Genomic DNA, 11,838 nt, shown 5'->3' with positions numbered 1-11,838 from the left:
CGCCTCGCATTGTTGCCAAGCGCCCCAACTTGTATATACAGGATAACCCGAAAGGCCACTTTCGGTGCATTCCTTCAGCAAAATGCACCAGATTGCTGTCTATACAGGAGGGGCGGCGGGACGGGCTTCACGATTGCAAACCTCGTGCCACAGTCATATCGATGCTGCTGGGGGACAATCAGCGGCTCCCCCTTCCGCTCTTTCCCCATCCTTCGCATCCGCTGCCCGTGTCCTCGCTCGCTCCCCTCCCCCTCGACGCCCCCGGCAGCAGCAGCGCACCCGCCGACATCCTTCACGAAGTCTTCGGCTACTCGCAGTTCCGCGGGCCGCAGCAGGACATCGTCGAGCACGTGGTGGCCGGCGGCGACGCGCTGGTGCTGATGCCCACGGGCGGCGGCAAGTCGCTGTGCTACCAGATCCCGGCCATTGCGCGGCAGCGTGCGGGGCGCGGGGTCTCGGTGGTGGTGTCGCCGCTGATCGCGCTGATGCACGACCAGGTCGGTGCGCTGCACGAGGCCGGGGTGAACGCGGCCTTCCTCAATTCCACACTCGACTGGGAACAGACGCAGGACGTCGAGCGCCGCATGCTGCGCGGCGAGATCACGCTGCTGTATGCGGCGCCCGAGCGCGTGAACACGCCGCGCTTCCTGTCGCAGCTCGATTCGCTGAAGGAGCGCGGCAAGCTCTCGCTGTTCGCGATCGACGAGGCGCATTGCGTGAGCCAGTGGGGCCACGACTTCCGCCCCGAGTACCGCGCGCTCACGGTGCTGCACGAGCGCTACCCGGGCGTGCCGCGCATCGCGCTCACCGCCACCGCCGATGCGCTCACGCGCGCCGACATCGTCGAGCGGCTGCAGCTCGAGGAAGCGCGCCAGTTCGTCTCCAGCTTCGACCGGCCGAACATCCGCTACACCATCGTCGAGAAGAAGGACGCGACCACGCAGCTGCTGCGCTTCATCGAACGCGAGCACGAAGGCGATGCGGGCGTGGTCTATTGCCAGTCGCGCAAGCGGGTGGAAGACGTGGCCGTGATGCTGCAGGGCGCCGGCATCAACGCGCTGCCCTACCACGCGGGCCTGGACGCGGCGGTGCGCCAGAAGCACCAGGACCGGTTCCTGCGCGAGGAAGGCGTGGTGATGGTCGCGACCATCGCCTTCGGCATGGGCATCGACAAGCCCGACGTGCGCTTCGTCGGCCACCTGGACATGCCCAAGAACATCGAGGGCTACTACCAGGAAACCGGCCGCGCGGGCCGCGACGGCGCGCCGGCCGATGCCTGGATGGCCTACGGCCTGCAGGACGTGGTGAACCAGCGCCGCATGATCGACGAAAGCCCCGCGGGCGAAGAGTTCAAGCAGGTGATGCGCGGCAAGCTCGACGCCCTGCTCTCGCTGGCCGAGGCGAGCGACTGCCGGCGCGTGCGCCTGCTGGGCTACTTCGGCGAGAAGAGCACGCCCTGCGGCAACTGCGACAACTGCCTGAACCCGCCGCAGGTGTGGGACGGCACGGATGCGGCGCGCAAGCTGCTCTCCACCATCTACCGCGTGCAGCAGTTGAGCGGCATCAGCTTTGGCGCGGGCCACATCATGGACATCCTGCGCGGCAAGGAAACCGAGAAGGTCAAGCAGTTCGGGCACGAGCGCATCAGCACCTTCGGGATCGGCGCGGAGTTCAGCGAAGTGCAGCTGCGCGGCGTGCTGCGGCAGCTCATTGCCACGGGCGCGCTGGCCGTCGATGCGGAAGCCTTCAACACGCTGAAGCTCACGGAAGGCTCGCGCGCGGTGCTCAAGGGCGAAGCGAACGTGACGCTGCGCGAATCGGTCTCTTCGCCGGCCGCGCGCGGCGGCAAGCCCCGGCGCGAGAAGGCGGCGCGCGGCGCCCCGTCTCCTGCGGCCGCGGCACTCGACGCCGACGGGCAGAAGCGCTTCGAGGCGCTCAAGGCCTGGCGCGCCGAAGTGGCGCGCGAGCACAACCTGCCGGCCTACGTGATCTTCCATGACGCCACGCTGGCGGCCATTGCCGAACGCGCGCCCGCGACGCTCGAAGACCTGCAGGGCATCAGCGGCATCGGCACCAAGAAGCTCGAGGCCTACGGCACCGAGGTGCTGCGCGTCGCCTCGGCTTTCTAGGCCCGGCCCGCGCACATCGGTCAGCTCGCCGGCGGCAGCGTGATCGGCACCGGCCGCGTGAGCAGGTCGACGTACAACTCGAAGAAGCGTGCGTTGTCGAACTTCTTCACCACCGTCATCTTCTGCAGCGCCGGGCCCGCGGGCTGCGAGGCGTAGCCGATCGAGCGGCCGTTGTCGGCGGCGCCGGGCTTGGCGACCACGTCGACATAGCGCTCGACGGTTTCGGTGGCATAGGCCGGATCGATGAGATAGGCGAGCGTGAGCGTGTCCCAGATGTTCTGCGTGTAGGCCGGGTTGTTCTCGAAGCCGTTGGTGCCGCTGAAGCCGTAGCCGTTGAGCTGGCGGAACACCTCGGTCACGGCCGTGGGCCGGGCCGGATGCGCGATGCGGTCGTAGATCGGCTTGGTCAGGAACACGGTGTCGGTCACGTCCAGCGGCACCACCACCTGCGGAATCGGCAGCCGCGCCACGAACTGCGCGGCCTCGGGGTCGAACCACCAGTTGAATTCGGCGTACCTGGTGGTGTTTCCCGGCACGTCGACCGCGCCGCCCATGTAGATGATCTTCTTGATCAGCGGCACGATCTCGGGGTTCTGCTTGACCGCGAGCGCGATGTTGGTGAGCGGGCCGATGGCCAGGATGGTGATCTCGTTGGGGTTGGCCTTCACGGTGTCGACGATGAAGTCGACCGCGCTCCTGCGCTGGAGCTGCGTGTGGGTGGCAAAGCCATCGGGCGGGGGCTTCAGGTCGGCATCCGTCTTGGGCTCGGGCGAACTCCAGGCGCCCAGGTAGCCGTCGCCGCCGGAGCCGGCCGCCATCTCGGCCTCGATGGTGGCGTAGTCGTGGTTGAAGGCGTAGTTCGCACCGGCATAGATGCCGATGCGGTCGCCCACGCCCAGCCGCTCGACCGACTTCAGCGCGTCCGCCACGCCCTGCCTGAGCCACTGGTTGCCCGAGACCACGCTGATGCCCATGACCTGCACCTTGCCCTGGGCCTGCAGCTGCGCGGCCATGACGCCGAGCTGGCCGTCGTCGCTCATGGTGTTGTAGTCGCTGTCGATGATGATCTTCTGCGCCGGAGGCGGCGCCGCGCCGAAGCCCGGTGCGAGCCCGAAGCCGCCGTTGCCGTTGCCGCCGCCCCCGCAGGCCGAGAGCACCGTGGCGAGCAAGGCCGCCGCCATCCATCTGCGTCGCTGAATCCGAATCGTCATCCCGGCTCCTTTTCGAATGGTCTTGCCATGTAGAACTAAATGCCAAACGTTTGCGCAAACGTTTGCCTGAACTCTAAAGCGCATGCCACGGGCGCGGCAACGCGCAAGGTTTCAAGGGGTAACCGAGGCCGGTGCCGAAGCGGGTCAGCCCGGCGACGGCGCGGCTTCGAGCAGGCGCATTTCGCGCAGCGGAGAGCGATGGAGCAGGTAGGGCTGTTCGTCGTCGGCCGTTCCGGATTTCTCGAGTTCCGCCTGGGACTTGGCCGAGGCCGAAACAGGGCAGGCACCGCCGTTGCGCATGGCAAGCGCGGCCGCGAGGCGCGCCTCGGCCGGGTCTCCGAGCTGGTGGCCGAAATCGTCGGCAACGGCGCAGTCGGGCGCGAATCCGTCGCCGTAGTCGCCGAAGTTCTTGTTGTTGACACCCTGGAACTGGATCGCGAAATAGCTGGTGCCGCAGTTGTCCTGCGGAGAAAAGCCATAGGGCTTGCCGCAGGTGGTGCCGCCCACGAGATTGACCTTGACGTCGATGCCGCGCAGGCCGTTGACGACCGCCTCGCTGGCCGAGCAGGTGTCGCGGCTGACCAGCACCGTGACCTGCGAAAGGCCGAGCCTCGGCAGCGTGGCGCCGGTGCGGCTGGTGCCGAGGAACGGATAGATGGTCTGCGCCGGCGTCAGGTGGAACGGGTTCTTGTCGTTGAAGGCCAGGCGCTCGAAAACCTTGCCCGAGGTGGCGCCCGACGAAGACACCATGGAGGCGAGCCGGTTGGCGATGTTGAGCTGGCCGCCGCCGTTGTAGCGCATGTCGAGCACCAGGTCCTGCACGCCGTCCTGCTTGAACTGGTTGAAGGCGTTGACGAGCTGCGATTCGGAAGTCGTGATGTGGTCGTTGAAGAGCAGGTAGCCCACGCGGCCGCTGCCGGTGTCGATCGTCTTCACGTTCTGCACGGGCGTGCGCGTGATCTTCGCGGCCGCCAGCGTGACGGGCGCCTGCCGGACGCCGCCCACCTCGAACACGAAGGTGTGCGACTCGCCCTCGGTTTGCGGCGAGATCGCGCGGTTGATCGCATCGACGTTCTCGGTGCCGGTGCCGCCGACGGCATCGACGCCGTCGACTTCGACGATCTTCGCGCCCCGCTGGAGGCCTGTATTCGCGGCGGGCGAATTCGGCTCGACGAAGGCGATGCGCATGTTGCGCGGCGGAGAACTGCGCACGATGGCAATCTCCATGCCGTAGCCCGGCGCCACGCCGTTCTCCGAGAGCTGCCGATAGCGCTCGGTGTCGTACACGTAGTGGAAGCGGTCCTTCGCGCGGCCCGAGGCCGTGAGGGCCGGGCTCTTGAGCACGCTGAAGTAGGCCACCGGCGTGGCGTAGTCGGCGGCCTTGAGGGTGGTCGGCACCTCGCCGTACCAGAGGTAGGTTTCGTCGATCCAGCCGCGCACCCAGCGCTTCTCGTCGGTCAGCGTGCCGGGCTTGTCGGGATAGGCCGCCCCTGTTGCGGGGTTGACGCCGGCGCGCGGCGCGGCGCACAGGCCGGCCACGGTGGCCGAGGCAAGGATGGCATCGTCGTCGCCACCGCCACCGCCACCGCCACCGCCACCGCCACCGCCACCGCCGCCGCCGCTGGCGGGAGGCGGCGCGCTGCCGGGCGGCGCGATGACCGGAAACCCGCCGCCTCCGCCCCCTCCTCCGCCGCCACCGCCACAGCCCGCCAGCACGCAGACAACGCCGGCCAATGCGAGTGCGGCCGCAGCCGATGCGGTGAAGCGCGGCGTCGCCCGCGCATGCCCATTGCCCAAGCTCATCGAGCCCTCCTCGTGTCCGCCGCGGCGGACGGTTTTTCTTTCTTGTCTGCCGCGCTGCCGCGGCCTTCCTGCTTGCTTTTTTTTGCTACTGCATGAAGCCGATGCCGCGCGATTCGCGCACCTCGGGCTTGATGCGGTGCTCGGCCTCGAGCTGGTCCAGGAATTCGGCGGCCGAGAACTCGACCGCGAGAATATCCGTCTGCCGCTTCACGGCCGCGAAATCCCCCGGGCACAGCTGGTGCAATGGCGCCAGCCGCGCCTTGATCTCCCCAGTGAGCAGCGCAGCGTCGCCCGCCAGCGCCTCGGTCACGAACATGCGCTCGCGCTGCGGGGCGGTGAGCGGCATGAACTTGATCTTGAAGGTGAAGCGCCTGAGCGCCGCTTGGTCGAGCCGATCGAGCAGGTTGGTGGTGCAGATGAAGACGCCGTTGAAGCGCTCCATGCCCTGCAGCATCTCGTTGACCTCGGTCACTTCGTAGGTGCGCTGCGCGCCGCGCCGGTCCTGCAGGAAGCTGTCGGCCTCGTCGAGCAGCAGCACGGCCTTCTCGGCCTCGGCCTCCTTGAACATGGCCGCCATGTTCTGCTCGGTCTCGCCGACGTACTTGCTCATGAGGTCGCTGGCCTGCTTGATGATCAGCGGCCGGCCGATGGCCTTGGCGATGTGCTCGGCCAGCGCGGTCTTGCCGGTGCCGGGCGCGCCATAGAAGCACAGCGTGCCGTGGCCGCGCGCCTTGATCGCCGCCACGATCCGCGGGATCTCGAAGCGGGTCTCGACGTTGAGCATGTCGAGGTCGTAGGTGGTGACGCTGCGCCGCTCGCCCGGGCCGGTGTCGAGCGTGCCGAGCGCGAGGTCGGCGTTCTTGAGCTGGCGCTCGATCAGCGCCTCCATCGAGGCGCCGTCCTCCGTCTGCGCCAGGCCCGCAAAGCGCACCGCGGTGCGGATCTGCGCGGGCGTGAGGCCCTTGCGCTCGGCCAGCTTGGCGGTGAAGGCCTCGGACACGACGATGCCTTCGAGCGTCTTCTTCACGAGCTGCTCGCGCGCACCGGGCGGTGGCGACTTGAGCTCCAGGTGGTAGGCGAAGCGGCGCCGGAACGCCGGGTCGATCTGCTCGATGCGGTTGGTGACCCACAGCGTGGGCACCGGGTTGGCCTCGAGGATCTGGTTGACCCAGGCCTTGCCGCTCACGCTGCCGCTGGTGGGCGCGGGAATCTGCTCGGCGCGCGCCATGAACTGCGCGGCCTCGGTGCTGATGGGCGGGAACACGTCCTCGACTTCGTCGAACAGCAGCGCAGCCTGCGCGCTGCCCTTGAGAAACACCTGCGCGATCTGCAGCGAGCGGTAGCGGTCGCGGCCGGACAGCGAGTTGCCGTCGCGATCGGCGTATTCGACCTCGAACAGCTCGAGCCCCGCCGCCTGCGCCACCACCTTGGCGAGCTCGGTCTTGCCGGTGCCGGGCGGCCCGTAGAGCAGCACGTTGACGCCGGGCTCCTTGCGCGCCACCGCCGCGCGCAGCAGCGTGACGAGCATCTGCGCGTCTTCCTCGACGAAGGAAAAGTCGTGCGTGGTGAGCGCGCTCTTGGCGGAAGGCCGCGTGAACACGGCCATCAGTTCGTTGTGGTCGCGGTATTCGCGCATCAGCACCGGCGGCAGCTTCTCGCTGACCTTCATGAGGTCGGCCAGGTCGGTGATGTTGTGCTCGGAAATCAGGTTCTCGACCAGCCCGATGCGCTCGAGCCGCGAGCCCGCCCGCAGGGCCTCGCCCACCTCGGTGGCATTGACGCCCGCGATGTCGGCAATGGCGGCATAGGCCTCGGGCGCGTTGTTGACCTTGAACTCGACCAGCAGCGAACGCAGGTCGCGCTGGTAGCGCGCGAGCGTGCCGTAGAGCAGCAGCGCGCGCTCGGCCTTGTTGAGCTGCAGCAGGCCCGCGAGCGCATCGATGTTCTTCTCGACCAAGGTCGACTGCTTGCGCAGCGCATGCGTGAGCCAGTCGCGCGTGACGGCCAGCACCGAGAGCAGGTCCTTGGGGTAGTCCTTGGCGTATTCGTCGAGGTAGAAGAACAGCGTGCCTTCCTCGTAGGGCCCGCGCCACACGCCGTGCCGCTCGAGCAGCGTGCGGCCGTCGAAATTCTCGACGCCCTTCCAGGCCTCGTTGCCGGCGCAGCGCCGGCCCAGGAATTCGCGCAGCCGCTGCAGCACCGCGGCCGGCCACACCAGGTGGCGGCCGGTGAGCGAGAGCAGGCCGTTGATGTCGCGGCGCACGTTGAAGCGCGGCCCCTGCTTGGCGGCCAGCGTGAGCACGAAGTGCGAACACATCAGTTCGAGCACCGGCGCACCCTTGAGCCCGGGCGACGGCAATGCCTGCCCGCGTACCGCAGCAGCCACCACATCGACACCCGCACGCTTGACCATCGGACAACCTCCAGACGAGGAACTTCTTGGGGCGACCATAACGCAGACTTTTGGCTTCGGGAAGACGCGCGAGCGGTAAAAACCCTGATGAGGCGATTCCAGCCACAATGCCCGCCATGGTCGGAATCGAAGAAATCCGGCGCGCCGCGGCGCGTCTCGAGGGTCAGGTGCTCAACACGCCCTGCGTCGAATCGCGCACGCTCTCCGAAATCGTGGGCGCCCAGGTCTACCTGAAGTTCGAGAATCTGCAGTTCACATCCTCGTTCAAGGAGCGGGGGGCGTGCAACAAGCTGGTCGATCTTCTGGAGAGCCAGGAAGCAACGCGCGGCGTGGTGGCCATGTCGGCCGGCAACCACGCCCAGGGTGTGGCCTACCACGCGCAGCGGCTCGGCCTGCGCGCACTCATCGTGATGCCCCGCTTCACGCCCGGCGTGAAGATCGAGCGCACGCGCGGTTTCGGGGCCGAGGTGGTGCTGTACGGCGACACGCTCGAGGCGGCGCGCGCGCATGCGCTGGAACTGGCCGAACGCGAGGGGCTGACCTTCGTTCATCCCTACGACGACGAAGCCATCATCGCGGGCCAGGGCACGGTGGCGCTTGAAATGCTCGATGCGGTGCCCGACCTCGACACGCTGGTGGTGTCGGTCGGCGGCGGCGGGCTGATCGCGGGCATGGCGATCGCGGCGCGCGAGCGCAAGCCCGGCATCGAGATCGTCGGCGTGCAGACCACGCGCTTTCCGGGCATGGTGAATGCCGTCAAGGGCACCCAGCACCTGCAGGGCAAGAGCACCATCGCCGAAGGCATTGCGGTCGGAACGCCCGGCGTGCTCACGCGCGAGATCATCGCCAGGCATGTGGACGACCTGCTGCTGGTCGACGAAGGCGACATCGAGCAGGGCGTGCTGATGCTGCTCGAAATCGAGAAAACGCTGGTCGAGGGCGCGGGCGCGGCCGGCCTGGCGGCGCTGATCCGGCATCCGGGACGCTTCAAGGGCAAGCGCGTGGGCTTGGTGCTTTCAGGCGGCAACATCGACCCGCTGCTGCTGGCGGCCATCATCGAACGCGGCATGGTGCGGGCCGGCCGGCTGGCGCGCGTGCGGGTGAGCGCGCGCGATGTGCCGGGCTCGTTGGCCCAGATCACGGCCACTGTGGCGGAAGCGGGCGCTAACGTCGATGAGGTTCACCACCAAAGAGCGTTTACCATGCTGGCAGCCCAGAACGTCGACATCGAACTGGTGCTGCAGACCCGCGGACGGGCGCACCTGGCCAGCGTGCTGGGCGCGCTGCACGAGGCCGGCTTCGAGGCCGAGGAGCAGCACTGAAGGGGCTCGCAACCCCCTAGACCGTGCCGCCGGGGGCCGCCGGTAAAATGGCCGCAGTTTTCCGTATTTGCGTATTCGAGGTAATCAATGTCCAACCCTACTCCCGTCGAGCCCGGCCACGCCGCCGCCGTTGAAAAAGACGCCGTCGAATCGATCGTGCACCTGATGCCGCTCGTGCTCCCGCTGGCCGGCGGCGTGCTGATGCTGCTGCTGGCATCCATCGCCGTCTACTTGGCCTGACAGCCATTTGCGTCCTCGTCCGCGGGTCGTGCGGCCCGCGTTGACGCAGTCTCCCGAAGCGAAAACGTTTTCTCAAACGGACCTCCGCGCCATCGCAGGCGCGGCGTCCCGTTCGGAAAGACGATTTTTTCAACTTAGGAGATTTCCGATGAACGCACCCACGATGCAGGGCCTCGCCATCCAGGCACCCTCGTACGTCAAGAACGCAAAACTGATTGCCTGGGTGGCCGACATGGCCGCGCTTTGCAAACCCCAGGCCATCCACTGGTGCGACGGCAGCAAGGAAGAGTACGACCGCCTCTGCCAGCAGCTGGTCGACGCGGGCACCTTCAAGAAGCTCAATCCGGCCAAGCGCCCCAACTCCTTCCTCGCGGTGTCCGACCCGAGCGACGTGGCGCGCGTCGAGGACCGCACCTTCATCTGCTCCGAGAAAAAGGAAAATGCCGGCCCCACCAACAACTGGATGGCCCCGGCCGAAATGCGCGCCACGCTGCAGCCGCTGTTCGACGGCTGCATGAAGGGCCGCACGATGTACGTGGTGCCGTTCAGCATGGGCCCGCTGGGCTCGCCCATTGCCCACATCGGCATCGAGCTCTCCGACTCGCCTTACGTGGCGGTCAACATGCGCATCATGACCCGCATGGGCAAGGCGGTGTACGAGGTGCTCGGCGCCGACGGCGAATTCGTGCCCTGCGTGCACACCGTGGGTGCGCCGCTCGAGGCCGGCCAGAAGGACGTGGCCTGGCCCTGCAACAAGACCAAGTACATCGTCCACTACCCCGAAACGCGCGAGATCTGGAGCTACGGCTCGGGCTACGGCGGCAATGCGCTGCTGGGCAAGAAGTGCTTCGCGCTGCGCATCGCCTCGAACATGGGCCGCGACGAAGGCTGGCTGGCCGAGCACATGCTGATCCTCGGCGTGACCAACCCCGAGGGCAAGAAATACCACGTGGCCGCCGCCTTCCCGAGCGCCTGCGGCAAGACCAACTTCTCGATGCTGGTGCCGCCCGCCGGCTTCGAAGGCTGGAAGGTCACCACCATCGGCGACGACATCGCCTGGATCAAGCCCGGCAAGGACGGCCGCCTCTACGCGATCAACCCCGAGGCCGGCTACTTCGGCGTGGCGCCCGGCACCAACATGCTGACCAACCCGAACTGCATGGACAGCCTGGACCACGACGTGATCTTCACCAACGTCGCGCTCACCGACGACGGCGACGTCTGGTGGGAAGGCATGGAGCAGGACACCGGCACGCTGCCCGCGCACCTGATCGACTGGCAGGGCAAGGACTGGACGCCGCAGATCGCCAAGGAAACCGGCGCCAAGGCCGCGCATCCGAATTCGCGCTTCACCGTGGCCGCCATCAACAACCCCGCGCTCGACGACGCCTGGGACGACCCCAAGGGCGTGGCCATCGATGCCTTCATCTTCGGCGGCCGCCGCTCGACCACCGTGCCGCTCGTGACCGAGGCCCGCAACTGGGTCGAGGGCGTCTACATGGCCGCCACCATGGGCTCCGAAACCACCGCCGCGGCCGCCGGCCAGCAGGGCGTGGTGCGCCGCGACCCATTCGCGATGCTGCCGTTCACGGGCTACAACATGAGCGACTACTTCCAGCACTGGCTCGACCTGGGCAAGAAGCTCGAGGCCTCGGGCGCCAAGCTGCCGAAGATCTACACCACCAACTGGTTCCGCAAGGGCGCCGACGGCAAGTTCGTCTGGCCCGGCTACGGCGAGAACATGCGCGTTCTCAAGTGGATGATCGACCGCGTCGAAGGCACCGCCAAGGGCACCGAGCACATCACCGGCGTGAGCCCGCGCTACGAAGACCTCAACTGGAACGGCCTGGAATTCAGCGCCGAGCAGTTCGCCACGGTCACCAGCATGGACAAGGCTGCCTGGCAGGCCGAACTGAAGCTGCATGCCGAGCTGTTCCAGCAGCTGGCGCACCACCTGCCGAAGGAACTGCCGGAAACCAAGGCGGCCATCGAGCAGCGCCTGGCGGCCTGAGGCCGCTCCCCGGGTCTTGTGCGGCCTGGCCGCACACGCAAAAAAGCCGCCCGGAGGGGCGGCTTTTTCATTGAACGGCCGGCGGCTGGCGCCGATCGATCAGTAGTAGCGCGAGCTGTTCATGCGGCGCATGGCTTCGTAGAGCGTCGGCATGCGCGCTTCGCTGGAGCGTGCGGCCGCGCGGGCCACTGCGTCCACCTTGGCGACGACCGCGGCGGACACCTTGCCTTCGGACTCCTGGCGCCACGTGGCGGCCTGCAGTTCCTGCATCACGCGCGGGTCGTTCTGCGCGGTTTCGAGGAAGCGGGCGTCGGCGCGGGCCGAGGCACGGCGCGCGGCGGCTGCATTCCAGGCACCGGCCACGCGGGCCAGGGGAGCGCGCAGCGAGCCGGCGAACAGCGCGGCAATGCCGAAGGCGGCGGCGCAGAGCACGGCCCAGGCGGCGAGCAGCGCGCCTTCGTCCCAGTTGGAAACGAGCTTGTCGGCCACCACCATCACCGCCGCGGCAACGGCGACGATCAGCAGGGCGATCAGCGGGCGCGAACCGTTCGCGCCGGCGCGTGCGGCCTTGATCTGGCCGAACAGGATCTCGGCGCGCTGGACGCCGGGGTGGACAGTGGGTTGGTCTACGTGGACAAAGCTGGTCATGATGAATCCCTCCGTGGGACGAATGGCTGATGCCGATGGACAGATATTAGGGTTTGTCCTA

At 67.7% G+C, this 11,838-nt stretch carries 8 protein-coding genes; 4 read left to right on the top strand and 4 right to left on the bottom strand.

What is annotated here, in order from left to right; all coding sequences use genetic code 11:
• Nucleotides 1–227 precede the first annotated feature (227 nt).
• Nucleotides 228–2,129: a DNA helicase RecQ gene (gene recQ, locus ACAM54_RS00840; protein WP_369649496.1), complete on the top strand. Its 1,902-nt coding sequence runs from the start codon at nt 228–230 to the stop codon at nt 2,127–2,129.
• A 20-nt stretch (nt 2,130–2,149) separates the two neighbouring features.
• On the opposite strand, the gene ACAM54_RS00835 is transcribed toward recQ, so the two are convergent.
• From ACAM54_RS00835 to ACAM54_RS00825, 3 genes are all read right to left on the bottom strand, one after another.
• Nucleotides 2,150–3,340, bottom strand: coding sequence for a nucleoside hydrolase (locus ACAM54_RS00835; protein WP_369649495.1), 1,191 nt, complete (start codon nt 3,338–3,340; stop codon nt 2,150–2,152).
• A gap of 144 nt (nt 3,341–3,484) precedes the next feature.
• Complete coding sequence (locus ACAM54_RS00830) at nt 3,485–5,143, bottom strand: S41 family peptidase (RefSeq protein WP_369649494.1); 1,659 nt, start codon at nt 5,141–5,143, stop codon at nt 3,485–3,487.
• Between the two features lie 85 nt (nt 5,144–5,228).
• Entirely contained in the window at nt 5,229–7,556 is a 2,328-nt protein-coding gene (locus tag ACAM54_RS00825) for an ATP-binding protein (protein ID WP_145738672.1), read from the bottom strand.
• Between the two features lie 116 nt (nt 7,557–7,672).
• Between ACAM54_RS00825 and ACAM54_RS00820 the strand changes: the two genes are divergently transcribed.
• The 3 genes from ACAM54_RS00820 (at nt 7,673) to ACAM54_RS00810 (ending at nt 11,129) form a co-directional block, all read left to right on the top strand.
• The gene (locus ACAM54_RS00820) at nt 7,673–8,878 is read left to right on the top strand and encodes a threonine ammonia-lyase (protein ID WP_369649493.1); all 1,206 of its coding nucleotides are present in this window, start codon (nt 7,673–7,675) and stop codon (nt 8,876–8,878) included.
• An 87-nt stretch (nt 8,879–8,965) separates the two neighbouring features.
• Nucleotides 8,966–9,118, top strand: a complete 153-nt coding sequence (locus ACAM54_RS00815) for a hypothetical protein (protein WP_012745313.1) — start codon at nt 8,966–8,968, stop codon at nt 9,116–9,118.
• A gap of 148 nt (nt 9,119–9,266) precedes the next feature.
• Entirely contained in the window at nt 9,267–11,129 is a 1,863-nt protein-coding gene (locus ACAM54_RS00810; protein ID WP_209535795.1) for a phosphoenolpyruvate carboxykinase (GTP), read from the top strand.
• Nucleotides 11,130–11,228: 99 nt separating this feature from the next.
• On the opposite strand, the gene ACAM54_RS00805 is transcribed toward ACAM54_RS00810, so the two are convergent.
• Nucleotides 11,229–11,777, bottom strand: coding sequence for a hypothetical protein (locus ACAM54_RS00805; protein WP_192326721.1), 549 nt, complete (start codon nt 11,775–11,777; stop codon nt 11,229–11,231).
• Between the last annotated feature and the right edge of the window lie 61 nt (nt 11,778–11,838).

The sequence above is a fragment of the Variovorax sp. V93 genome (genome assembly GCF_041154485.1).
Taxonomy (GTDB): domain Bacteria; phylum Pseudomonadota; class Gammaproteobacteria; order Burkholderiales; family Burkholderiaceae_C; genus Variovorax; species Variovorax beijingensis_A.
Note: the sequence above shows the minus strand (reverse complement) of the source record. Positions and strands in the feature narration are given on the sequence as shown.

Excerpts from the sequence above, each read along its gene's own strand:
- ACAM54_RS00835 (WP_369649495.1), bottom strand. The coding sequence starts at position 3,340 with ATGACGATTCGGATTCAGCGACGCAGATGGATGGCGGCGGCCTTGCTC.
- ACAM54_RS00805 (WP_192326721.1), bottom strand. The coding sequence starts at position 11,777 with ATGACCAGCTTTGTCCACGTAGACCAACCCACTGTCCACCCCGGCGTC.
- ACAM54_RS00820 (WP_369649493.1), top strand. The coding sequence starts at position 7,673 with ATGGTCGGAATCGAAGAAATCCGGCGCGCCGCGGCGCGTCTCGAGGGT.
- ACAM54_RS00815 (WP_012745313.1), top strand. The coding sequence starts at position 8,966 with ATGTCCAACCCTACTCCCGTCGAGCCCGGCCACGCCGCCGCCGTTGAA.
- ACAM54_RS00830 (WP_369649494.1), bottom strand. The coding sequence starts at position 5,143 with ATGAGCTTGGGCAATGGGCATGCGCGGGCGACGCCGCGCTTCACCGCA.
- ACAM54_RS00825 (WP_145738672.1), bottom strand. The coding sequence starts at position 7,556 with ATGGTCAAGCGTGCGGGTGTCGATGTGGTGGCTGCTGCGGTACGCGGG.
- ACAM54_RS00810 (WP_209535795.1), top strand. The coding sequence starts at position 9,267 with ATGAACGCACCCACGATGCAGGGCCTCGCCATCCAGGCACCCTCGTAC.